Origin of the sequence: Streptomyces sp. NPDC001407 (assembly GCF_042895325.1) — a bacterium.
Classification (GTDB): domain Bacteria; phylum Actinomycetota; class Actinomycetes; order Streptomycetales; family Streptomycetaceae; genus Streptomyces.
The window spans coordinates 655,632-679,102 of record NZ_JBIAWF010000001.1; the positions used below are offsets into that span (position 1 = coordinate 655,632).

The 23,471-nt window shown below is 71.1% G+C and carries 19 protein-coding genes; 10 read left to right on the plus strand and 9 right to left on the minus strand.

Annotated elements, in window-relative coordinates:
* The first annotated feature begins 39 nt into the window (after positions 1 to 39).
* Positions 40 to 2,139, plus strand: a complete 2,100-nt coding sequence (locus ACFY1P_RS03115; RefSeq protein ID WP_390749496.1) for a SpoIIE family protein phosphatase — start codon at positions 40 to 42, stop codon at positions 2,137 to 2,139.
* Between the two features lie 172 nt (positions 2,140 to 2,311).
* Complete coding sequence (locus ACFY1P_RS03120; protein ID WP_390749497.1) at positions 2,312 to 3,775, plus strand: catalase; 1,464 nt, start codon at positions 2,312 to 2,314, stop codon at positions 3,773 to 3,775.
* 70 nt (positions 3,776 to 3,845) lie between these two features.
* Here the strand turns inward: ACFY1P_RS03120 and ACFY1P_RS03125 are convergent, their stop codons facing one another.
* Complete coding sequence (locus tag ACFY1P_RS03125) at positions 3,846 to 6,095, minus strand: transglycosylase domain-containing protein (RefSeq protein WP_390749498.1); 2,250 nt, start codon at positions 6,093 to 6,095, stop codon at positions 3,846 to 3,848.
* A 240-nt stretch (positions 6,096 to 6,335) separates the two neighbouring features.
* Between ACFY1P_RS03125 and ACFY1P_RS03130 the strand changes: the two genes are divergently transcribed.
* The 5 genes from ACFY1P_RS03130 (at position 6,336) to ACFY1P_RS03150 (ending at position 11,522) form a co-directional block, all read left to right on the plus strand.
* Positions 6,336 to 7,295: an SPFH domain-containing protein gene (locus tag ACFY1P_RS03130; RefSeq protein ID WP_390749499.1), complete on the plus strand. Its 960-nt coding sequence runs from the start codon at positions 6,336 to 6,338 to the stop codon at positions 7,293 to 7,295.
* Positions 7,292 to 7,543, plus strand: a complete 252-nt coding sequence (locus ACFY1P_RS03135; protein WP_361527491.1) for a hypothetical protein — start codon at positions 7,292 to 7,294, stop codon at positions 7,541 to 7,543. Before ACFY1P_RS03130 ends, ACFY1P_RS03135 begins: the two co-directional genes overlap by 4 nt.
* A 375-nt stretch (positions 7,544 to 7,918) precedes the next feature.
* Positions 7,919 to 8,443 carry a PadR family transcriptional regulator gene (locus ACFY1P_RS03140; protein WP_361527489.1) on the plus strand — a complete coding sequence of 175 codons (525 nt, stop codon included), beginning with the start codon at positions 7,919 to 7,921 and terminating at the stop codon, positions 8,441 to 8,443.
* Complete coding sequence (locus ACFY1P_RS03145; RefSeq protein ID WP_361527487.1) at positions 8,440 to 9,126, plus strand: ABC transporter ATP-binding protein; 687 nt, start codon at positions 8,440 to 8,442, stop codon at positions 9,124 to 9,126. The genes ACFY1P_RS03140 and ACFY1P_RS03145 overlap by 4 nt, the downstream gene beginning before the upstream one ends.
* Positions 9,123 to 11,522: an ABC transporter permease gene (locus ACFY1P_RS03150; RefSeq protein WP_390749500.1), complete on the plus strand. Its 2,400-nt coding sequence runs from the start codon at positions 9,123 to 9,125 to the stop codon at positions 11,520 to 11,522. The genes ACFY1P_RS03145 and ACFY1P_RS03150 overlap by 4 nt, the downstream gene beginning before the upstream one ends.
* 47 nt (positions 11,523 to 11,569) lie before the next feature.
* Here the strand turns inward: ACFY1P_RS03150 and ACFY1P_RS03155 are convergent, their stop codons facing one another.
* Positions 11,570 to 12,586: a hydrogen peroxide-inducible genes activator gene (locus ACFY1P_RS03155; RefSeq protein WP_361527483.1), complete on the minus strand. Its 1,017-nt coding sequence runs from the start codon at positions 12,584 to 12,586 to the stop codon at positions 11,570 to 11,572.
* Positions 12,587 to 12,718: 132 nt separating this feature from the next.
* On the opposite strand from ACFY1P_RS03155, the gene ACFY1P_RS03160 reads away from it, so the two are divergent.
* Positions 12,719 to 13,273, plus strand: a complete 555-nt coding sequence (locus ACFY1P_RS03160) for a peroxiredoxin (RefSeq protein ID WP_116213654.1) — start codon at positions 12,719 to 12,721, stop codon at positions 13,271 to 13,273.
* 6 nt (positions 13,274 to 13,279) lie between these two features.
* Positions 13,280 to 13,813, plus strand: coding sequence for an alkyl hydroperoxide reductase (locus tag ACFY1P_RS03165; RefSeq protein WP_361527481.1), 534 nt, complete (start codon positions 13,280 to 13,282; stop codon positions 13,811 to 13,813).
* A gap of 73 nt (positions 13,814 to 13,886) precedes the next feature.
* Here ACFY1P_RS03165 and ACFY1P_RS03170 read toward each other — a convergent pair whose 3' ends face one another.
* The 4 genes from ACFY1P_RS03170 to ACFY1P_RS03185 all read right to left on the minus strand — a co-directional run bounded on the left by ACFY1P_RS03170 (position 13,887) and on the right by ACFY1P_RS03185 (position 19,108).
* The gene (locus ACFY1P_RS03170) at positions 13,887 to 15,341 is read right to left on the minus strand and encodes an AI-2E family transporter (RefSeq protein ID WP_390749501.1); all 1,455 of its coding nucleotides are present in this window, start codon (positions 15,339 to 15,341) and stop codon (positions 13,887 to 13,889) included.
* 169 nt (positions 15,342 to 15,510) lie between these two features.
* The gene (locus ACFY1P_RS03175; protein WP_361527477.1) at positions 15,511 to 16,236 is read right to left on the minus strand and encodes a transglycosylase SLT domain-containing protein; all 726 of its coding nucleotides are present in this window, start codon (positions 16,234 to 16,236) and stop codon (positions 15,511 to 15,513) included.
* Positions 16,237 to 16,667: 431 nt separating this feature from the next.
* Positions 16,668 to 17,990 (minus strand): PhoH family protein, encoded by a 1,323-nt coding sequence (locus tag ACFY1P_RS03180; protein WP_361527475.1) that lies wholly within the window; start codon positions 17,988 to 17,990, stop codon positions 16,668 to 16,670.
* Positions 17,991 to 18,346: 356 nt separating this feature from the next.
* On the minus strand, positions 18,347 to 19,108 hold the full coding sequence (locus tag ACFY1P_RS03185; protein WP_361527499.1) for an isoprenyl transferase: 762 nt from the start codon (positions 19,106 to 19,108) through the stop codon (positions 18,347 to 18,349).
* 105 nt (positions 19,109 to 19,213) lie between these two features.
* On the opposite strand from ACFY1P_RS03185, the gene mgrA reads away from it, so the two are divergent.
* Positions 19,214 to 20,272 (plus strand): L-glyceraldehyde 3-phosphate reductase, encoded by a 1,059-nt coding sequence (mgrA, locus tag ACFY1P_RS03190; RefSeq protein ID WP_390749502.1) that lies wholly within the window; start codon positions 19,214 to 19,216, stop codon positions 20,270 to 20,272.
* A 357-nt stretch (positions 20,273 to 20,629) separates the two neighbouring features.
* On the opposite strand, the gene ACFY1P_RS03195 is transcribed toward mgrA, so the two are convergent.
* The 3 genes from ACFY1P_RS03195 to ACFY1P_RS03205 form a co-directional block, all read right to left on the minus strand.
* Positions 20,630 to 21,850: an MFS transporter gene (locus ACFY1P_RS03195; protein WP_390749503.1), complete on the minus strand. Its 1,221-nt coding sequence runs from the start codon at positions 21,848 to 21,850 to the stop codon at positions 20,630 to 20,632.
* A gap of 117 nt (positions 21,851 to 21,967) precedes the next feature.
* Positions 21,968 to 22,549 carry a TetR/AcrR family transcriptional regulator gene (locus ACFY1P_RS03200; protein WP_390749504.1) on the minus strand — a complete coding sequence of 194 codons (582 nt, stop codon included), beginning with the start codon at positions 22,547 to 22,549 and terminating at the stop codon, positions 21,968 to 21,970.
* A 114-nt stretch (positions 22,550 to 22,663) separates the two neighbouring features.
* Entirely contained in the window at positions 22,664 to 23,389 is a 726-nt protein-coding gene (locus tag ACFY1P_RS03205; RefSeq protein WP_390749505.1) for a prepilin peptidase, read from the minus strand.
* Positions 23,390 to 23,471 lie beyond the last annotated feature (82 nt).

The following is a 23,471-nucleotide window of genomic DNA, read 5'->3' on the forward strand; positions in this document are numbered from 1 at the left end:
CGACCCGGGCGTACGGCCCCGACGGATGGAACCCCACGCGTGACGGAGCATCCCAACTCCCACGGAAGACAGCGGACCGCGCCGACGCGGCAGGCCGCCGTCCAGCAGACGGCCGCCCCCGCGACGGGCACGGCCGCGCTCGGCTCCGAGGCCGCCGCGGCCGCCGCCCGCCTGCCCCGCCAGCCGGACGGCCGCTCGGACGGTCCGCGCGACCGCGGCCGTCCGGAATCGGGCGAGCCGGCCCACTCCTCCGCCGGACCCGGCGAAGGAGGCCGCGAGGCCGCCTCCCGCGAAGGCTCCGGCCGGGCCGGGGAGCACGCCGAACCGGCCGCCGGCACCCGGCCCGAGCCCGCCGCGGGCCGCCCCGGGACCCCGGAGCCCCCCGTCGGCGCGGGGGCCGGCATGCCCTCCGCCGGGTCCACCGGCGGGGAGCGGCTGCGGTTCGTGGGCGCCGCGACGCGGCGGATCGCGCGCGGCATCGACCTGGACGAGATCGTGCTGGGCCTGTGCCGGGCCACCGTGCCGACCTTCGCCGACGCGATCCTCGTCTATCTGCGCGACCCGCTGCCGGTGGGCGACGAGCGGCCGGTGGGCCCCGTCGTCCTGCGGCTGCGCCGCACCGACCAGCTGCCCGAGCACGTACGGGGCCTGGGCGAGGCCGCGGGGCCCGAGGCTCCGGCGGAGCGCGCCGACCCCGCGACCGATCTCGCTGCGGTCGCGGCGGAGCGCTGCGAGGTGCGCATAGGAGGGCCGCTCGCGGAGGTGCTGCGAGGGGTGCGGCCCGTCTACGGCGACTCCTCCGCCGCGCGGGCGGCGCTCCCGGAGCTGCTGGGCGAGGACCGCGCCGTGCCGGACCGGCAGCGGACGATCCTCGCGCCGCTGCGGGGCCGGCGGCGGGTGATCGGCGCGGCGGTGTTCATCCGCCGCGCGGACCGGCCCGCCTTCGAGGGCGACGACCTGCTGGTGGCGGCGCAGCTCGCCACCCACACCGCCCTGGGCGTGGACAAGGCCGTGCTCTACGGCCGCGAGGTGTACATCGCGGACGAGCTCCAGCGCACGATGCTCCCGGACTCCCTGCCGCAGCCCACGGGCGTGCGGCTCGCCAGCCGCTACCTCCCGGCGGCGGAGACGGCCCGGGTGGGCGGTGACTGGTACGACGCGATCCCGCTGCCGGGCAACCGGGTGGCGCTGGTCGTCGGTGACGTCATGGGCCACTCGATGACCTCCGCCGCGATCATGGGCCAGCTGCGCACCACCGCGCAGACCCTGGCGGGCCTGGACCTGCCTCCGGCCGAGGTGCTGCACCACCTGGACGAGCAGGCGCAGCGGCTCGGTTCGGACCGCATGGCCACCTGCCTGTACGCGGTCTACGACCCGGTCGCGCACCGCATCGTCATCGCCAACGCCGGGCACCCGCCGCCGATCATGCTGCACCGCGGCGGGCGGGCGGAGGTGCTGCGGGTGCCGCCGGGCGCGCCGATCGGCGTGGGCGGGGTCGACTTCGAGGCGGTGGAGCTGGACGCGCCGGCCGGGGCGACGCTGCTGCTGTACACCGACGGGCTGGTGGAGTCCCGGATAAGGGACGTGTGGACGGGCATAGAGCAGCTGCGGGAGCGGCTGATCGAGACGGCCCGGCTCACGGGCCCGAACCCGCCTCCGCTGGAGCCGCTCTGCGACGAGGTGCTGGGCATGCTGGGGCCCGGCGACCGGGACGACGACATCGCCCTGCTCGCCGCCCGCTTCGAGGGGATCGCGCCGAGCGACGTGGCGTACTGGTTCCTCGACCCGCGCCCGCAGACGGCCCGCCAGGCCCGCAGGCTGGCCCGCCGCGCGCTGGCCCGGTGGGGCCTGGACGAGCTCAGCGACTCGGTGGAGCTGCTGGTCAGCGAGGTGATCACCAATGCCGTGCGGTACGCCGAACGGCCCATATCGCTGCGGTTGCTCCGGACGGACGTGCTGCGCTGCGAGGTCGGCGACGATGTGCCGCAGCTGCCGCGGCTGCGGCAGGCGCGGCCGTCGGACGAGGGCGGCCGGGGTCTGTATCTGGTGAACCGGCTGGCCAGGCGGTGGGGCGCCACCCGGCTCAGCACGGGGAAGGTGGTGTGGTTCGAGATGGCGCTGCCGGCGCACGCCCGCTGAGGCCGCCGGTGCCGGCCGGGCCTCGCGGAGGCGGTTCGTCCACCCGTGCGACGTGAAAATCTGGACAGTGTCCAGGCTCCTGTTGCCGACGCGCTGTCGGCGGAGTTCACTGGCTCGGGTGGAGGGCGGCACGGACGCGCCCTCTCCCAATCCCCGTTCCGGGAGGCGTCCCATGACCGACTCGGCGCAGCAGGTTCCCTACACCACGAACAACGCCGGCATTCCCGTGGAGAGCGACGAGCATTCGCTCACCATCGGCGATACCGGCCCCATCCTGCTCCAGGACCACTATCTGATCGAGAAGATGGCCCAGTTCAACCGCGAACGGGTCCCGGAGCGCGTGGTCCACGCCAAGGGCGGCGGCGCCTACGGCTTCTTCGAAGTCACCAATGACGTCAGCCAGTTCACCAAGGCGGATCTCTTCCAGCCCGGCAAGCGGTGCGAGATGCTCGCCCGCTTCTCGACCGTCGCGGGCGAGCAGGGCAGCCCGGACACCTGGCGCGACCCGCGGGGTTTCGCCCTGAAGTTCTACACCGAGCACGGCAACTACGACATGGTGGGCAACAACACCCCGGTCTTCTTCGTCCGTGACCCGCAGAAGTTCCAGGACTTCATCCGCAGCCAGAAGCGCCACCCGAGGACCGGCCTGCGGAACAACGACATGCAGTGGGACTTCTGGACGCTGTCCCCGGAGTCCGCGCACATGGTCACCTGGCTGATGGGCGACCGCGGTGTGCCCAAGACGTGGCGTCACATGAACGGCTACAGCTCGCACACCTATATGTGGGTGAACGGCGGTGGCGAGAAGTTCTGGGTGAAGTACCACGTCAAGACCGACCAGGGCATCGAATTCCTCACCCAGGAGGAGGCGGACCAGCTGGCGGGTTCCGACGCGGACAAGCACCGCCGGGATCTGTACGAGGCGATCGAGTCCGGCAATGCCCCGTCGTGGACCGTGTACGTCCAGGTGATGCCCTTCGAGGACGCCGCGGACTACCGCTTCAATCCCTTCGACCTCACCAAGGTGTGGCCGCACGGCGACTATCCGCTGATCGAGGTCGGCCGGATGACGCTCAACGAGAATCCCGAGGACTTCTTCGTCCACATCGAGCAGGCGGCTTTCGAGCCGTCCAATCTGGTGCCGGGCATCGGCCCGTCGCCGGACAAGATGCTGCTGGGCCGGCTGTTCTCGTATCCGGACACCCACCGCTACCGCATCGGCCCGAACTATGCGCAGCTGCCGCCCAACAGGGCGCGCTCGGCGGTGAATTCCTATGCGAAGGACGGGCCGATGCGTTACGTGCCGGCGAATGTGGCCCGGCCGTACGCGCCGAATTCCTACGGCGGCCCGGCCGCGGACACCGGCCGCTTCGGTGAGATCGCGGGCTGGGCGGCCGCGGGCGAGATGGTGCGCGAGGCGTACAAGCTGCACCGCGAGGACGACGACTGGGGCCAGCCGGGGACGATGGTCCGCCACGTCCTCGACGACGCCGCGCGCGACCGTCTGGTCTCCAACGTCTCCGGCCACCTCAAGCAGGGCGTGAGCAGGCCCGTGCAGGAACGTGCCTTCCAGTACTGGCGCAACATCGACAAGAAGATCGGCGACCGGATCGCCACCGCGGTCGACGGCGGCTGACGGGCCCGTACAACGCCTCCGGCCGCCGCCCCGCCGAGGCGGGGCGGCGGCCGGAGGGGCGTCGCCTGGGTCAGTCGCGGTTGTTCAGCGGCGGGTCTCCGCCGTCGCCGCCCGTGACGGGCGGGGTGGGCGGTGTCGGCGGCTGCTTCGTCGGCGGCGTCGGCGGCTGCTTGGTCGGCGGCGTGGTGGGGCCGTGCGACGGCGTGTTCCGCGAGGCGCTCGGCGACGGCGGCGCGGACGGCGTGCTCGACGGGGTCGAGGACGGCTTGCTGGACGGCGGCGCCGAGGGCTTCGTGGAGGCGGTCGGGGCGGGCGGCGGGGGTATCGCGCCGGCCTCGTCCGTCTTCAGGTCGAACTCGGTGTCACCGTCGGCGACCTGCCCGGTGTACGCGGCCCAGATCTCGGCCGGGTAGCCACCACCGTTGACACGGCCGCCGTCGACACCGCCGGTGCCGGTCAGCGGGACCTGCTTGCCGCCGGGGCCCTCGCCGAACATGCCGACCGAGGTGATGAGGTCCGGGGTGTAGCCGGAGAACCAGGCCGACTTGTTGTCGTCGGAGGTGCCGGTCTTGCCCGCCACCGCGTACTGCGAGCTCTGCACGACACTGGCCGTACCGTCGTTGACCACGCCCTTGAGGACCTGGGTGACGTCGTCGGCGTTGACCCGGTCGAGGATCTGCGGGCCGACCGCGTCCGGCAGGGCGACCTTCTCGCCGTTGTGGGTCAGGGAGGCGACGATGCTCGGGGTGGTCTGCTTGCCGTGGTTGGCGAACGTGGCGTAGACGCCGGCCATGTGCAGCGGGCTCGCGCTCATGGAGCCGAGCGACATGGCGGGCTTCTCCGGGAAGTCGGCCTCGCCGTTCATGCCCAGGCTGACGGCGGTCTTCTTGACCTTGTCGAGGCCGACGTCGACGGCCATCTGCGCGAACGCGGAGTTGATGGACTTGTTCATCGACTCCTGGACCGTCACCGGTCCGTAGCTCACGTGGTCCTCGTTCGGCGGCGCGAACGGCGTGTCACTGTTCTTGACGGGGCGCTCGCTGGTGCCGTCGTAGATCGTGCTCGCCGTGATCGGCTGGCCGTCCTGCGTCTTGGACTTGTTGTCCAGCGCGGAGGCGAAGACCACCGGCTTGAAGGTGGAGGCCGGCTGGTAGTCCTCGCGGGTGGCGTTGCTGATCTGGTGCTTGGCGAAGTCCTGGCCGCCGTAGAGGGCCACGACCTTGCCGGTCTTGCGGTCCACCGACACGGCGCCCACCTGGGCGTACGCGTCGACCTTGCGGGCCTGCGGGTCGAGCTTGGAGGTCACCTTGTCCTTGACCGCCTGCTCCAGGGCCTTCTGGCGCTTGGGGTCGATGCTGAGGGTGATCGTCCAGCCGCCGGCCGCGAGCGCGCTCTCACCGCGTCCGCTCTTGCGGAAGGCCTGCTCGATCTCCTTCTTGGCCGCCTCGACCAGATAGCCGTTCTGCCCGTTCAGCCCCTTCGGGGGCGTGGGCTGCCGCGGCTCCTCGAACTTCATGTCCTTGCGCTTCGCGGGGTCGAGCCACTTCTGCTCGACCTCCTTGTCGAGGACGTAGTTCCAGCGCGCCAGGGCGTTGCGCTTGCCCGCGTCGGTGGCCGCCGTCCAGTCGTACTGGCTCGGCGCCTGGAGCAGGGCGGCGAGGTAGGCGCCCTCCTCGGTGGTGATCTTCCCGACGTCCTTGTTGAAGTACGCGCGGGACGCGGCCTGGATGCCGTAGGCGTTGCGGCCGAAGTAGCTGGTGTTCAGGTACCCGGCGAGGATTTCCTTCTTGTCGACCTTCTGGTCCACCTTGAGCGTGATGATGAGCTCCTTCACCTTGCGGGTGACGGTCTGCTCCTGGCTCAGGTAGGAGTTCTTCACGTACTGCTGGGTGATGGTCGAACCACCCTGCTTGCCACGGCCCATGACCGTGTTGAAGATGCCGCGCGCGGTGCCCTTGAGGTCGACGCCGGAGTCGTTCCAGAAGTTCTTGTTCTCGGCGGCGACAACGGCGTTCTTGACGCTGTCGGGCACCTTGTCGAGCGTGACTTCCTCACGGTTGACCTGGCCCGTGCGGGCCAGCACCGTGCCGTTGTCGAGCTTGTAGACGTTGCTCTGCAGCCGGGTCTCCAGCTTGCCGGTGGGCACGTCGACGTACATGTAGAGCGCCGCGAAGGCGCCGGCGCCGAGGGCTATGACGGCCACGAAGTAGGCGAGCAGCATCTTCCATGTGAAGAAGCGGCGTATGCCGGACTTCTTGGGTTTCTTGCCCTTTGCTGTGCGGGTGCTCTTCTGCGCCCGTCGCGCTTCCGCTCGGCCCATCTCTCCCGTAGCTCCACTCTGTCCGCCCCCAACCCAGCTCACGAAGCTAACACCGCAACTGTCACCAAACGCCCATCGATCAAGGCTTTGCGGCACGTGACATACAGCACCCCGGGTGGCGGGAACCGGGTACGGAGCAGCGCGGGAAACCGTACAGGGCGATAATGTGCTAACACTTTGCTAGACACCCAACGGCGTGCGGCGGACCACCGCGCGCCGCCGAGGAAACGGGGAACCTCCATGCCGGACACAGCGATCACCACCACGGAGAACACGCCTCCGACAGAGCCGCAGGTCATGCCGGCAGCGCGGGTGCGGGAGTTCCCGGCCCGCGACATCGGCGGCGGAGTGGCACTGCTGCTGGGGCTCGTCGGCCTGCTCATAGCGGCCGGACTCATCGCCCTGGCCGTCTTCCTCGGCAACGACGGCAAGGGCGCGCTGTGCGCCGCGCTCGTCGTCGTGGGCATCCTCGTCGGCATCGGCGCGATCACGGCCATGAGCGGGCTCAACACCGTGGCGCCGGGCCAGGCGCGCGTCGTCCAGCTCTTCGGCCGCTACCGCGGCACGATCCGCACCGAGGGCCTGCGCTGGGTCAACCCCTTCACCAGCCGCGACGTGGTCTCCACCCGGGTGCGCAACCACGAGACCGCCGTCATGAAGGTCAACGACGCCTACGGCAACCCCATCGAGCTGGCCGCCGTCGTGGTGTGGCGGGTCGAGGACACCGCCCAGGCGATGTTCGAGGTGGAGGACTTCCAGGAGTTCGTCGCCACGCAGACCGAGGCGGCCGTCCGGCACATCGCCATCGAGTACCCCTATGACGCGCACGACGACGACGCGCTGTCGCTGCGCGGCAACGCCGAGGAGATCACCGAGAAGCTCGCCGTCGAGCTGCACGCGCGCGTCGAGGCGGCCGGCGTGCAGATCATCGAGTCGCGCTTCACCCACCTCGCGTACGCGCCGGAGATCGCCTCTGCCATGCTCCAGCGGCAGCAGGCGGGGGCGGTCGTGGCCGCCCGGAAGCTGATCGTGGAAGGCGCGGTCGGCATGGTCGAGGAGGCGCTGTCGCGGATCAGCGAGCAGGGCTTCGTGGAGCTGGACGAGGAGCGGAAAGCGGCCATGGTGAGCAATCTGATGGTGGTGCTGTGCGGTGACCGCGCCGCACAGCCCGTCCTGAACACGGGCACCCTCTACCAGTGACGGAGGACCACCCGCCGGAGGAGCAGCGGGGGCCGCGGCAGCGCAAGCAGGTGCTGCTGCGGCTCGACCCGCTCGTGCACGACGCTCTGACGCGCTGGGCGGGGGAGGAGCTGCGCAGCGCGAACGCCCAAATCGAGTTCCTGCTGCGCAAGGCGCTGGCCGAGGCGGGGCGCCTCCCGCGGGGGGCGGGGGCGATCCCTCGGCGGGGGCGGCCTCCGAAGGACGCGGGCCCTTCCGACCCGGCTTGACGCCCTGCGGGCGGCGTTTTTCTCTCCCCAGCCCCGCCCCTTCCCGAAACTGGGGGCAAGCCCCCAGACCCCCGAAGCACGCTTCGCGCGCTGTCCTCAAACTCCCCCAGCTACCGCTGGGAGGTGCCCCCAACGGGCTGAATATCAGCCCGTCCGGCGTTTGAGGACGCGCCCGCAGGGCGCTCCCGCCGCTGGGGGCACCTCTGGGGGCACCCCCGGACGGAGTCCGGGGGAGGTAGCTGGGGGAGGCAACGGACCCGCAGCTGGGGGTCTGGGGCGCAGCCCCAGTTCGGGAAGGGGCGGGGCTGGGCGGGGCGGGGAAACAAAACCAGCCATCTATACACACCACGTATACACCCCGTGTAGAGTCCCACCATGTCAATCGGACACACCCTGCTCGCCCTCCTAGAAGCCGGCCCCAGCCACGGCTACGACCTCAAGCGCGCCTTCGACGAACGCTTCGGACACGACCGCCCGCTCCACTACGGCCAGGTCTACTCGACCATGTCGCGGCTGCTGAAGAACGGGCTCGTCGAAGTGGACGGCATCGAGCAGGGCGGAGGCCCGGACCGTAAGCGGTACGCCATCACGGACGCCGGGGTCACGGACGTCGAGCAGTGGCTCGTCCAGCCCGAGAAGCCCGAGCCGTATCTCCAGTCGACGCTCTACACCAAGGTGGTCGTCGCGCTGCTGACCGGACGCGACGCGGACGGCCTGCTGGACGCCCAGCGCGCGGAGCACCTGCGGCTGATGCGCGAGCTCACCCGGCGCAAGAGTGCGGGCGACCTCGCCGACCAGCTCATCTGCGACCACGCGCTCTTCCACCTGGAGGCCGATCTGCGGTGGCTGGAAATCACCGCTGCCCGGCTCGACCAGCTCGCCAAGGCGGTGGGCGCGTGACCCCCTCGGGTTCCCTGCTCGCCGCCACCGGACTGCACAAGGCGTACGGGCCCACACCCGCGCTCGCCGGGGCCGACTTCTCCATCCACCCCGGCGAGGTCGTCGCCGTGATGGGACCCTCGGGCTCGGGCAAGTCGACGCTGCTGCACTGCCTCGCGGGCATCGTCCAGCCCGACGCCGGCACCGTCCGCTACGGCGCGCGCGAGCTGTCGAAGCTGTCGGACACCGAGCGCAGCGCGCTGCGCCGCGGCGAGTTCGGCTTCGTCTTCCAGTTCGGCCGGCTGGTGCCCGAGCTGACCTGCGTCGAGAACGTCGCCCTGCCGCTGCGGCTCAGCGGCATGAAGCGCAAGGAGGCCGAGGCCACCGCCCTGGAGTGGCTGGAGCGGCTGGAGGTCACCGGGGTGCGCGGCAAGCGGCCCGGTGAGGTCTCCGGCGGCCAGGGCCAGCGCGTCGCCGTCGCCCGCTCGCTGGTCACCAGGCCGCGTGTGATCTTCGCCGACGAGCCGACCGGCGCCCTCGACTCCCTCAACGGCGAGCGCGTGATGCGACTGCTGACGGAGGCCGCGCGGGAGACCCGGGCCGCGGTCGTCCTGGTCACGCACGAGGCACGCGTCGCCGCGTACTCCGACCGCGAGGTCATCGTGCGGGACGGCGTCGCGCGCGACATGGCGGGTGTCTCATGACGGAGCGCCATCGCCCCGGGCACGGCCCCGCCGACATGCCCACCGGCCCCACCGGACTCACCGCCTGGGCCCGCGACCTGGCCACCGGCGCCCGCTTCGCGCTGACCGGCGGCCGCGAGGGCTGGCTGCGCACCGGGCTCACGGCGGCGGGCGTCGGCATCGGCGTGGTGCTACTGCTGATCGCGGCGGCCGTGCCGGAGATGCTGTCCCAGCGTGACGAGCGTCAGGCAGCGCGCGATGTCACCTCCTCGACGGCCGACGGGCCGCGCGCCGACACCCTCCTCTATCAGTCGGTCGACACCGACTACCGCGACAAGCCCGTCAACGGCGCGCTGCTGCGGGCCGAGGGCCCGAAGGCGCCCGCCCCGCCCGGCGTGGAGCGGATACCTGGCGCGGGCGAGATGGTGGTCTCCCCCGCGCTCGACAAGCTGCTGAAGTCCGACAAGGGGAAGCTGCTGCGCGAGCGGTTCCACTACCGCACGGTGGGCACCATCGGCGACGCCGGACTCGTCGGCCCCAGTGAGCTCTTCTATTACATCGGCAGCGACCGCATCAGCGCGGACGATCCCGCCGTGCGCTTCGGCCAGGGCGAACGCGTCCTGCGCATCGACCGCTACGGCTCCGACGGGACGGACCGCCCGCTGAGCCCGGCGCTCCTCGTCCTGGTCGTCATGGTGTGCGTCGTGCTGCTGATGCCGGTGGCCGTCTTCATCGCCACCGCCGTGCGCTTCGGCGGCGACCACCGCGACCGCAGGCTGGCGGCGCTGCGGCTGGTGGGCGCGGACATCAAGGCCGTACGGCGGATCGCGGCCGGCGAGGCGCTGTGTGCCGCGCTGTTCGGACTGGCCGTCGGCACGGGGCTGTTCCTCTTCGCCCGGCGGTTCGCCTCCGGGGTCACGGTCCAGGACACCAGCGTCTTCCCCGCCGACCTGACCCCCACCCCCGCCCTGGCGGCGCTCGTCGCCGTCGCCGTGCCCGCCGCGGCGGTCGTCGTCACCCTGCTCGCGCTGCGCGGCGTCGCCATCGAGCCGCTGGGCATCGTACGGAACGCCGTCCCCCGGCGCCGCAGGCTGTGGTGGCGGCTGCTGATACCGGCCGCGGGAGCGGCCCTGCTGATCCCGCTCTCCGGCAGCGTCTCGGTCTACGGCTACGGCGACACGGTCCCGACGGTGCGGGTCGCGGTGGGCGCCGTCCTGGTGCTGGTCGGTGTGACCGCGCTGCTGCCCTGGCTGGTCGAGGCGTGCGTGGCCCGGCTGCGCGGCGGTCCGCTGCCCTGGCAACTGGCCGTCCGGCGGCTCCAGTCGAGCGGTGGCTCGGCGGCCCGCGCGGTCAGCGGCATCATCGTCGCCGTGGCGGGTGCGATCGCGGTGCAGATGCTCTTCGCCGGGATGCAGAACGACTACGTCGACAAGCCCGACGAGGTCCCGGCGACGCATTCGCGGATGCAGGCCATGTACCGCACGGGCACGGCCGCGGAGGTGCGCGGCTGGCAGGAGCGGCTGCGGGCGACCGAGGGCGTCGTCGGGGCGGTCGCCACGGTCGAGAGCTACGCGGACGCGCCCGGCGGGGTCACGACCGTCCGGGTCGCCGACTGCGCCACGCTGCGCGAGCTGGCGCGGCTGGACTCCTGCGCGGACGGGGACGTCTTCGTCGCCCAGGAGCCGGACGGCGACGTCGCCACGGCGCGGAACTTCCCGCCCGGCACCCCGCTGAAGATGACGCGGTGGGACTCCTCGGGCGACTCCGCGAAGGACTACCGGTGGACCGTGCCCGCCACGGCACGCGTGGTGGCGACCCGGCCGGACCCGGCCGGTGAGCAGGAGTACGGCGTGCTGGCCACGCCCTCGGCGATCGACGTCCACGCCATGCCGGAGGGCAGGACGGTGGCGTCGGTGAAGTTCCGTCAGGGCGACCTGGACGCCGTCGAGCGGGTACGCAACACCGCGGCGGGCATCGACCCGGCGGTGCGCGTGTGGCGGATGGGCGGCGTGGTCAAGGACGACCACTACGCCGCGATCCAGCGGGGGCTGCTGGTCGGCGGCACCCTCACGCTGTTCCTCATCGGCGGCAGCATGCTCGTCACCACCCTGGAGCAACTCCGCGAGCGCAGCCGCCTGTTGTCCGCCCTGGTGGCGCTGGGCACCCGGCGCTCCACGATCGGCTGGTCGGTGCTCTGGCAGACCGCCGTCCCGGTCGTACTCGGCATGACCCTGGCGGTCGCGGGCGGCCTCGGGCTCGGCTGGACGATGCTCAGACTGATCGACCGCCGGGTGAAGGACTGGCTGTCCTTCCTCCCGCTGGTCGGCGCGGGCACGGCGGTCATCCTCCTGGTGACCCTCGTGAGCCTGCCACCGCTGTGGCGCATGATGCGCCCGGACGGCTTGCGCACGGAATAGCCACGGGACGGGCCGTGCCGGATGCGCTCCGGCACGGCCGGCTCCGCTCAGTCCCGGGCGATCCGGACGGGCAGGGCGGCGAGCGCGTCCCGCAGCGCCTCGGCGAACTGCTCGAACTCGCCCTGCCGCGCCGCCCCCGCCCGCATCGCGAGTGCCACCTTGCGCGAGGGCGCCGGCTCCGCGAAGTACCCCGTGGCGAGCTGGTCGTTGCGCCCGGTCTCCACCCGCAGCGCCGTACGCGGCAGCAGCGTGACGCCCAGGCCGCCGCCGACGAGCTGGACCAGCGTGGACAGCCCGGCGGCGCTGGTGGTGACGGGCATCCCCACCGTGCGCCCCGCCTCGCGGCAGATGTCGAGCGCCTGGTCGCGCAGGCAGTGGCCCTCGTCGAGCAGCAGGAGATCGAGTTCGCGCAGCGCGGCCCGCGGGATGTCCCCGCGCCCGGCCAGCCAGTGGTCGCTCGGAGTGACCAGGACGAAGTCCTCGTCGAAGAGCGGCAGCTCGACGACCCCGGGCGCGCCGAGCGGGACGGCGAGCAGCAGCAGGTCCAGCCGCCCCTGGGACAGCCCGTCCAGCAGCGAGGAGGTCTGCTCCTCGTGCACCTGGAGATCGAGGTCCGGATAGCGGTCGTGGACCAGCCGGAGCACGGTCGGCAGGAGATACGGCGCCACCGTGGGGATCACCCCGAGACGGAGCACTCCGGTGAAGGGCGCGCGGGCGGCGTCGGCCTCCTCCAGGAGCGCGCCGACGGCGTCGAGGACGGCGCGGGCGCGCACGGCCAGCCGCTCCCCCGCCGGACTGAGCAGCACCTTCCTCGTCGTACGCTCGAGGAGCTGCACGTCGAGGACCTCCTCCAGGGCCGAGACGGCACCGGAGAGCGCGGGCTGGCTCATGCCGATGGCGGTCGCCGCGTCGCGGAAGTGCAGGTGCTCGGCGACCGCGACGAAGGCGCGGAGCTGGGCGAGGCTGGGCTGGCGGGGCCGGGCCGGTGTGACCTTCCCGGCACCGGTCCGCTGGGGTTCCGCGGGGCTGCCGGCGGGTTCCGCTTCCGGGCTTATGGACGACATGACTGATAACCACCTCCGATCAACTTCACTCAGTCTAGCTATTTCCGTTATCAATGCCTCCTGTGGCAGGGTGGCCTGAGTCCAACCCCGCAGGAAGCTCCGCCATGGTCTTCCTCGATGCAAGGAGAGCGCGTGCTCACTGTCGGTGACCAGTTCCCCCAGTACGACCTGACCGCCTGTGTGGACCTCGACGCGGACAAGGCCTTCGCCCAGATCGACAACAAGTCCTACGAGGGCAAGTGGCGCGTCGTCTTCTTCTGGCCGAAGGACTTCACCTTCGTCTGCCCGACCGAGATCGCCGCGTTCGGCAAGCTGAACGACGAGTTCGCCGACCGTGACGCCCAGATCCTCGGCGTCTCCGGCGACTCCGAGTTCGTCCACCACGCCTGGCGCAAGGACCACGCCGACCTGCGTGACCTGCCCTTCCCGATGCTGGCCGACGCCAAGCACGAGCTCATGCAGGCCTGTGGCGTCGAGGGCGAGGACGGCTACGCCCAGCGCGCCGTCTTCATCGTGGACCCGAACAACGAGATCCAGTTCACCATGGTGACCGCCGGTTCCGTCGGCCGTAACCCCAAGGAGGTCCTGCGGGTCCTCGACGCGCTGCAGACCGACGAGCTGTGCCCGTGCAACTGGAACAAGGGCGAGACGACCCTCGACCCGGTCGCGCTGCTCGCGGGCGAGTGACCTGACATGGCCCTCGACGAGCTGAAGTCCCGGATACCGGACTTCGCCAAGGACCTGAAGCTGAACCTCGGCTCGGTCATCGGCAACTCCCCGCTCCCGCAGCAGCAGCTGTGGGGCACCGTCCTCGCCTGCGCGATCGCGAGCCGCTCGCCGATCGTGCTGCGGGAACTGGAGCCGGAGGCCAAGGCCAACCTCTCCGCCGAGGCGTACGGCGCGGCCAAGTCGGCCGCGGCCGTCATGGCGATGAACAACGTCTACTACCGCACCCGGCATCTGCTGTCGGACCCGGAGTACGGCAACCTGCGCGCGGGCCTGCGGATGAACGTCATCGGCAACCCGGGCGTGGAGAAGGTCGACTTCGAGCTGTGGTCGCTGGCCGTCTCCGCGATCAACGGCTGCGGCATGTGCCTCGACTCGCACGAGCAGGTGCTCCGCAAGGCCGGCGTGGACCGCGAGACGATCCAGGAGGCGTTCAAGATCGCCGCCGTTCTCCAGGCGGTCGGCGCGACGCTCGACTCCGAAGCGGTGCTGGCCGAGTAACCGGCCCGCCGCACCGCATCACGAAGAGGGGCCCCACCAGGCATTCGCCCGGTGGGGCCCCTCTTCGTCATCCTCAGCTACGGCTGACCGGATCCGGGGCGGGCGCGTGCTCCGGCCCGGCGGACGCCATCGCGGAGCGGACCGCGTTCTCCTTGGCGTGCGCCCGGAGATAGCCCACCACCGTATTGGTGACGGCGGCCAGCGGCACCGCGACCACCGCGCCGCCGATGCCGGCTATCAGCGAGCCCGCGGCCACGGAGAGCACGACCGCGAGCGGATGGACCCGCACGGCGCGGCCGAGGATGAAGGGCTGGAGGACATGGCCCTCGATCTGCTGCACCGAGAGCACCACCACCAGCACCATCGTCGCCGTGAAGACGTCCCGCGTCACCAGGGCCACGATCACCGCGAGCGCCCCGGAGACCACGGCGCCGACGAGCGGGATGAAGGCGAAGAGGAAGATGAAGACGGCCAGCGGGACGGCCAGCGGGACGTCGAGGAAGAACAGCCCCACACCGATGAAGATCGCGTCGATCAGGGCCACTATCACCGTGCCGCGCACATAGGCGGTCAGCGTCGCCCACGCGCGCGGACCGGCGCCCGCCACCCCCTCGCGCGCCGCCGCCGGGAACAGCTTGAGCAGCCACTGCCAGATCTTGGGACCGTCGTAGAGCAGGAAGAGCGTGCTGAACATCGCCAGCAGGATGCCGGTCAGCACCTCGATGATCACCTGCACGCCCTCTATGCCGGCGGTGGTGATGTCCTTGGTGTTGCTGCCGATCGCCTGACTGAGGTTGTCGGCGATGCTGTTGATCTGGTCCTCGGTGACGTGGAAGGGACTGTTGAGCAGCCAGTGCTTGAAGTCCTTGATGCCCTGCTGCACCTGCTTGGACAGGTCGTCGATGTTCTCCGTGACCTGCCAGACCACGAACCAGCCGACCAGGCCCATGATCACGAAGCCGGCGATGAAGGTCATGGCCGTGGCCAGGCCCCGGGGCACGCCGTGCCGCTTGAGCCAGGCGACCGTGGGCTGGAGCAGCGCCGTGATCAGCAGGGCGGCGGTGAAGGCGAGCACCACCAGCTGCACGGAGCTGATCACCCGCATCAGCACCCACAGCGTGCCGGCGAGGATGAGCAGCCGCCAGGCAGCCTCGGCGGCGACCCGCACCCCCCAGGGCACGGCGGCGACGGGGTCGGGGCGCGGCGCGACGGCCGGGGCGTAACCGGGCGGTGCCGGGACGTGGTCGGGCGCGGGCTCGGCCCCGCCCGCCTCCGCGTCCGCGGACTCGGGGGCCCCGGCTCGGACGGACGCGGTGGCCCGTGCCGACTCGGGGGCCCCGGTCCGCGCGGACTCCGGAGCGGGTTCGGGTGCGACGGCGGGCGCGGGGGCCGGCGGGTGCCCGGCGGCGGAGGGCGCGGCGTCCGGCGCGTCCGCCAGCTGCGCCTGGGCCCTCCGGCGTTCGAGCAACTCGGCGAGCCGGGTCAGGCCCGTCCCCATGCCGCCGATCATTTTCGGCAATCTCGACATTTCTCTTCCTCTACCCCCACTCCCCCGCGGCCATCACGACGACGTTACCCGTGCCCACTGTCAGCGCGACCGCCAGCCGTCGTCGGGGAAGACACACAAAGCCCCCGACCGGTTGAGGTCGGGGGCTGAGTGAGACGTGGAAGTCACCGGCGGGCCGGTGGGCCGGAGCCTAGTACCACTGGTTGGCCTGCCAGAACGACCAGGCGCCGCAGGGGCTGCCGTAGCGCTCGTTCATGTAGCCGAGGCCCCACTTGATCTGGGTGGCCGGGTTGGTCTGCCAGTCGGCACCGGCGGACGCCATCTTGGAGCCGGGCAGCGACTGCACCAGGCCGTAGGCGCCGGAGGAGGCGTTGGTGGCGGTGTAGTCCCAGCCGCTCTCGTTGTTCACGATGTTGCTGAAGCACTGGAACTGGTCGCCGGGGATCATCTGCCGGGCCATCGCCTGGACCTCGGCGGTGGAGTAGGACCCCTTGACCGCGAAGGACGAGGCGTCGCGGGAGGCGGAGCGGCTGCTGACCGCGTCCTTGTCCTCGCGCTCCTTGGCGTCCTTGGCCGCCTTCTCCTCCGCTTCCTTCTTGGCCGCGGCGTCCGCGGCCTCCTTCTTGGCGGTGGCGTCGTCGGCGGCCTGCTTGCGCGCGGTCTCCTCGGCGTCCTTCTTCGCGACCGTGTCGGCGGCGTCGGACTGGGTGTCCGCCTGCTGCGTCAGGAAGGACGCCTGCTGCTGGACGTTCTGTCCGGCGGGGATGTCCGCGAGGAGGGTCGTGTCCGCGGCGGTGGCCTCGACCTGACCGGTCGTGCCATGGTCGCTGCCCGACGCGACACCTACGACGGCGCCAACGGTGGTGACCGCGGTGGCGGATGCCACGGCGAACCCCCGGACCGAAATCCGGCTCACACGGTTTCCTTCCAGCATCGCCCGCTTAGGTGACCTCGCGGGCGCAATCGTGCCCCTGGCGCTGGCCTCCGTTTTGCGCGGCACCGCCAGGGGCGGGACCGGCCGGTCACAGGAGGCACTGACCCGGTGGGCCCTCCGCAGGGAGGTCCGCGTGATGCTCGGGCGGCATACGGCGACGCTGTTCAGTTCTTGTTGGTGCGGCACCCGGAGGGTGCCGAAGTGCCGTATGCGGGGCCTGACAGGACCCAGACTCTGCCCGACGGGGACGCCCCGAGGCAATTCCACGTTGCGTGGGAAAGCTCACATGCCGTTTACTCCAGCGGTTTTACGGAAAGTGCGGCGCGGCACGACAACGCGCGGCTAAGCTCCTTCGCTTCGCCGCGCGCTGCCCCTCGGATCACCCGCGGTGGGGCAATTGCCTGCCCACTCCCTCAGATGCGGCCTTCCTCCAGCATTTCGGTCACCAGGGCCGCGATGGGCGAACGCTCCGAACGCGTCAGCGTGACATGGGAGAAGAGCGGATGCCCCTTCAGCTTTTCCACGACGGCGACCACGCCGTCGTAGCGTCCGACGCGGAGGTTGTCGCGCTGCGCCACGTCATGGGTGAGGACCACCCGTGAATTGGCCCCGATGCGCGACAGAACGGTCAGCAGGACATTCCTTTCGAGCGATTGCGCCTCGTCCACGATCACAAAGGCGTCGTGCAGCGATCGCCCGCGGATGTGCGTCAGCGGCAGCACCTCCAGCATGCCGCGCCCGACGACCTCCTCGATCACCTCGGCGCTCGTCACCGCGGAGAGGGTGTCGAAGACGGCCTGCGCCCAGGGGCTCATCTTCTCCGCCTCGCTGCCCGGCAGATACCCCAACTCCTGCCCGCCGACGGCGTACAGGGGGCGGAAGACCATCACCTTCCGGTGCTGCCGGCGCTCCAGGACCGCCTCCAGGCCCGCGCACAGGGCCAGCGCCGACTTGCCCGTGCCCGCGCGGCCGCCCATCGACACGATGCCGATGTCCGGGTCGAGGAGCATGTCGAGCGCCACCCGCTGCTCGGCGGAGCGCCCGTGGATCCCGAACGCCTCGCGGTCGCCCCGAACCAGCCGCACCGAGCCGTCGGCCGTGACCCGGCCCAGCGCCTTGCCGCGCTCGGACTGGAGCACCAGGCCGGTGTGCACGGGCAGTTCGGCCGCTTCCGGCACATATGTCACCTCGGCGGCGTAGAGCTCGTCCACCTGCTCGGCGGTGACGGCGAGTTCGGCCATCCCCGTCCAGCCCGAGTCGGTGATGGCGAGCTCGGCGCGGTACTCCTCCGCGAGCAGCCCGACCGCGGACGCCTTGATCCGCAGCGGCAGGTCCTTGGAGACGACGGTGACGTCGTACCCCTCGGCCTGGAGGTTGCGGGCCACGGCGAGGATGCGCGAGTCGTTGTCACCGAGACGGAATCCGGCGGGCAGTATGCCGGGATCCGAGTGATTGAGCTCGACCCTGAGCGTCCCGCCCAGCTCGCCGATCGGGATCGGTGAGTCGAGGCGGCCGAATTGCACCCGGTAGCCGTCCAGCAGGCGGAGCGCCTGCCGGGCGAAGTAACCGAGCTCGGGGTGCTGCCTCTTGGCCTCCAGCTCCGTGACCACCACCACGGGCAGCACGACCTCGTGCTCCTCGAAGCGGGCCATGGCGCCTGGATCGGCCAGCAGGACGCTGGTGTCGAGGACATAGGTGCGCCGGTCGTTCTCACGGCGCTTCTTGCTGGTCACCACGGGTGGACGAACCCCCTCGGGGAGAGGTCGGGGCGCGACGACGTCGCCGGGGAATTGGGCCGGGTCCGTGCCCTTCGAGGGCCGGACGCCGGCCCTCCGCGTCGTCCGGGCGGGCCTGCGGTCCGCTCGGTCCGCACGGTCGTCGTCCGTGTGCAAAGGGCCTCCCGGGCGGGCGGCCCCATGCCACCCGCTGGCAGAGCGACGGTCTTTGGACAGACCGTCGACCTGGAGGGGATATTCCCGCTGGACCGCTTGACCATGCAACGGCATATGCGACGGCGAGGTGAACGCCCGATCCGTCAGGGGCCGTAGTGGCGCCCGAACTCCGGCTCCGCGGGCCCGCTCCCGCGTCGCGGTCAGTAGCCGTAGCGGCGGTGGCGCGCGGCGTAATCACGCAGCGCGCGCAGGAAATCGACCTTTCGGAAGGCCGGCCAGAAGACCTCGCAGAAGTAGTACTCCGAGTGCGCGCTCTGCCAGAGCATGAAGCCGGAGAGCCGCTGTTCGCCACTGGTGCGGATCACCAGATCCGGGTCGGGCTGGCCGCGCGTATAGAGGTGCTTGGAAATGTGCTCCACATCGACCATCTCGGCGAGTTCCTCGTAAGAGGTGCCGTTGTCGGCCGCTTCGAGCACCAGCGAACGCACCGCGTCCGCGATCTCCTGCCGACCGCCGTAGCCGACCGCGACATTGACCAGTATTCCGTCGATGCCGATGGTGTCCTGCTCGGCTTCCTTGAGCACGGACTGCGTACGGGCGGGGAGCAGGTCGAGGGTGCCGACGTGGTGGACGCGCCAGCGGCCGTCCGCGGCGAGGCCGCGCACCGTGTTCTCGATGATGCCGAGGAGGGGGTTGAGCTGGTCGGCGGGGCGGTCGAGGTTGTCCGTGGAGAGCATCCAGAGCGTGACGACCTCGACGTCGGTCTCGGCGCACCAGCCGAGCAGCTCGTGGATCTTGTCGGCGCCGGCCTGGTGGCCCTGTTCCAGCGTGCGGCCGTCCGCGCGCGCCCAGCGGCGGTTGCCGTCGAGGATGACGCCGATGTGCTTGGGCACCTGGGCATGGTCGAGGCGGCCTTCCACCCGGCGTGCGTAGAGCCTGTACACCAGGTCGCGCAACTTCACGTCTTCCAGCCCCTCCATGCCACGGCGGTCGCCCCGAGGGCGCCACACTACTGCCCGCGTGTCACGAGAACCCAACTCGGTCTGTCACAAGACCGTGATAGTCAGATGCACATGACCGATTCCACTCATTCCACTCACTATCGTGCAGCCGAAAATCGCTATGACGCGATGGAGTACCGCCGCACGGGGCACAGCGGCCTCAAGCTGCCCGCCATCTCGCTGGGCCTGTGGCACAACTTCGGCGACGACCGGGCCCTGGAGTCGCAGCGGGCCATTCTCCGCCGGGCCTTCGACCTGGGCGTCACCCACTTCGACCTGGCCAACAACTACGGCCCGCCGCCCGGCTCCGCGGAGCTGAACTTCGGCAAGATCTTCGCCCAGGACTTCCGTCCGTACCGCGACGAGATCGTGCTCTCGACCAAGGCCGGCTATCTCATGCACCCCGGCCCGTACGGCGAGTGGGGCTCCCGGAAATACCTGCTCTCGTCCCTCGACGCGTCGTTGCGCCGAATGGGTGTCGACCACGTCGACATCTTCTACTCGCACCGCTTCGACCCGGAGACCCCGCTGGAGGAGACGATGGGCGCGCTCGCGTCCGCCGTCCAGCAGGGCAAGGCGCTCTACGCGGGCGTGTCGTCGTACAGCGCGGAGAACACCCGTGAAGCGGCCCGCATCCTGCGCGGGATGGGCGTGCCCGCGCTGATCCACCAGCCGTCCTACTCGATGATCAACCGCTGGACGGAGGACGACGGGCTGCTCGACGCCCTGGAGACGGAGGGCATGGGCTGCATCTCCTTCGCGCCGCTGGCGCAGGGGCTGCTGACCGACAAGTACCTGCACGGCATCCCGGAGGGCTCGCGGGCGTCGCAGGGCAAGTCGCTGGACCCGGGGCTGCTGACGGAGGACGTCGTACGGCGGCTGCGCGGGCTCGACGGGATCGCCCGGCGCCGCGGCCAGTCGCTGGCGCAGCTCGCCCTGACGTGGGTGCTGCGCGACCCGCGGATGACCTCGGCACTGATCGGCGCGTCCAGCGTGCGCCAGCTGGAGGCGAACGTCGCGGCGCTCGGTGCTTCGAAGCTGACCGAGGAGGAGCTGTCGGAGATCGATTCCTTCGCGGTAAGCACCGAGGGCGTCAACATCTGGGCGAGCCGCAACGGGTCCTAGATCGTCTCTCAAACCTCATACGAATCATCACGCAACGTGATGTGAGGGAAAGAAAACGGGCCGGTCCGTGGGGGGGATACGGACCGGCCCGAGGGGGGGTTTCCACCTTAACCCCCCTGAGGCGGTGCTCCGCGCACCGACGGGGGTGACGGTGCGCGCGATGCTGACGCTCGGTGACGTTGTTGATCTTGAACTCGGCGACGGAACAAGATCGTCCGAGTCGGCACAGGGCCCGCCAGCTCTGGGCCTACGGCGTAGAACAAGCCATTCGAGGCTCGGCCGGATGTCTGCCCTCGACCCTTACGAAAACTTCCTGAAAATTCATCGGCAGGTTGATGCGTTTGACGTCTTTTGACGTCAGACGGTCCGAGTCTGCCGTGCGGCGCTTTCTTGGCAGATCGTGATTTTTGCGGTGCTTTGTCCGTCCGCTGGGCCGACCGGGCGACGGACGAGGACGGGGACGAGGGTGAGGAGCCCGAGGACGGCCATGCCCGCCCCTGTCCACAGGGGCGCCCGCAGCCCGAAGGCGTCGATGGCCGGCCCGCCGGCCGAGGTCCCGATGATGATGCCGAGGGTGATGAACGAGGAGTGGATCGTGTTGACCAGCGGCCCGGCGTTGCCCGCGCGCTGGACGCGGGTGGCCATCGCGGGGTTCATCGTGACGCCGACGAGGCCGATGCCCAGCATGCACACCACCGCGGGTACGGGCAGGTGGGCGAGCAGCGCGAAGCCGGTGAGGAACACCAGGTTCAGGGCGAGGCCGCAGAGCAGGACGCCGAGGGTGTGGCGGTCGGCGAGGCGCCCGACGATCGTGTTGCCGACCACGGTGGCCGCGCCGTAGGCGATGAGGAGCAGCGGCACGGTGCCGGTGGCGAAGCCCGTGACCTCCGTGAGGACCGGGTTGAGGTAGCTGAACGCGGAGAACGTCGCACCGATGATGAAGGTGCTGGTGGACAGCGCCAGCCACAGCCCGGGGCGGCGGAAGACGCCCAGTTCGCCGCGTACGCCTCCGCCGCCCTCGGCAGGGGCCCGGTCCAGGCGGGGGACGCCCATGAGGGTGCAGAGCGCGGCGAGGACCGTGAGCACGGTGATGCCCCAGAAGGCCGCGCGCCAGCCGAGGTGTTCGCCGGTCACGGTGGCCAGCGGCAGGCCGAGCAGGGTGCCCAGCATCAGGCCGTTCATGGCCACCGCGATGGCGCGGCCGCGCACCTCCGGGCGGGTGAGCCGGGCGCACAGCGAGAGGGAGACGCCGAAGAACGCCTGCGAGGCGGTGCCGGTGACGACGCGGGCCACCACCATGGCCGTGTAGGTGGAGGCGGTGGCGGCCAGGACGTTGCCGGCCAGGAAGACGGCGAACAGCACCATCAGCGCCTGTTTCTGCCGGAGCCTCAGCACGGCCACGGTGAGGAACGGGCCCCCGACGGCCATGGCCACCGCGAACGCGGTGATGAGATAGCCGATTTCGGGGATGGTCGCGTCCAGTCCCTCGGCCATCTGCGGCATCAGTCCCGCGACGACGAACTCGCTGGTCACCATGGCGAAGATGCCGAGGGCGAGGACGTATACGGCTCGTGGCACAGCGGGTCACCTTGTCTTTTTCTGGAACGCGCAGTTCAAAACCAGGGCGCGAAAGGGCAGGGCAGGGGTGTCGGGTCAGCGATGGGCGGGGCGAGTAGGGGCGGGAGGCTGGAGGTGTCAGATCGCGTCGAGCGTGGTGCGGGCGACGCCTTCCAGCGCCGTACGGCCGACCCCCGCCCGGGCGGAGACGCGCATGCCGCCGATGGCGGCGATCACGAAGTGCGCGAGGGCGCGGGCGTCCTTGGCCGCGTCGATGTCACCGGCGCGCTGCCCCTCGGCGACGGCGGCGGTCAGCAGCTCCAGCCGCTTGCGGTAGTCGCGCTCCAGGACGCGCGCCACGTCGGCGTCACGGCCGGCGAACTCGACGGCCGTATTGACGACGAGACAGCCGCGGTGGGCGCCGGGCGGGCCGCACTCCTCCTCGACGACGCTCTCCAGCAGTGCGCGGAACTTCTCCCGCACCGGCAGATCGCCGCCGAACAGGGCCTGTTGGAACTCCGCCCTGACGTCCATATAGCGCAGCAGGGCCCGGCGGAAGAGGTCGTGCTTGCTCTTGAAGGTGTTGTAGATGCTGCTCCTGCCCAGCCCCGTGGCATCGCACAGGTCCTGGGTGGAGGTCGCTTCGTATCCGGCGGTCCAGAACGCCTGCATCGCGGCGTCGACCGCCCGCTCCTCGTCGAACATCCTCGGCCGGGCCATGCGTCGAACCGTACCCGTTTTGGATCACGCGGTCCAATAGCTTGATCCTCCATATGCCGCCGGTGTTCCGGCCGCCGCTCACGCCCCCGCTCAGGCTCCCGTGCAGGTCCCCGTTCACGCCCCGGAGGCGCCTCCCAGGAGCAGGCCGAGCCATGTGCCCGCGAGCATGAAGGGGCCGAGGGCCAGGGCCGTGCCGCGGGTGGCCCGGCGGGTCAGGAGCAGCGCCGTGCCGTGGAGCGAGCCCAGCAGCAGGCCCGCGAAGGCGCCCAGGAAGAGGACCTGCCAGCCGTACCACCCCAGGGCGCAGCCCAGGCCGAGCGCCAGCTTCACATCGCCGAACCCCATGCCGCTCGGGTGGATCAGGAACAGCGCGAGATAGCAGCCGCCCAGCACCACTCCCCCCAGCAGCGCGCCCGGCCAGGACCCCGCCGATCCGGGTATGAGGGCCGCGAGACCCAGCAGCAGCGCGACGCCCGCCGCCAGGGGCAGCGTCAGCACGTCCGGCAGCCGCCGCACCGACCGGTCGACCCCCGCCAGCAGCACCGCCACCGGCGCGGCCAGCAGCCACACCGCGAGCTCGGGCCGCGCCCCGACCACGGCGGCGAGCCCCGCGCACACCGCCCCGGTCACCCCGGCCCACCACAGCGCACCCCGCGCGTACCGCCCGCCGCACTCCCCGCACCGGCCCCGCCCGAGCCAGCCCCCGAGCGCGTGCCCGCACGGCCCCGCCGAGCGCCACGGCTCCTGCGGCTCCACGCTCAGCCGGTAGTGCGCCCGGGGCAGGGACACCCCGGCCACGGCCCCGTACAGGGCGGCGAGGACGATCAACAGCGCGGCCATGCACCGAGGTTACGCAGAAGCGGCGATGCCCGTGGGGGCCTGTGGATAAAGTGCCTCCAGGGCATCACACACCCCACAGGTC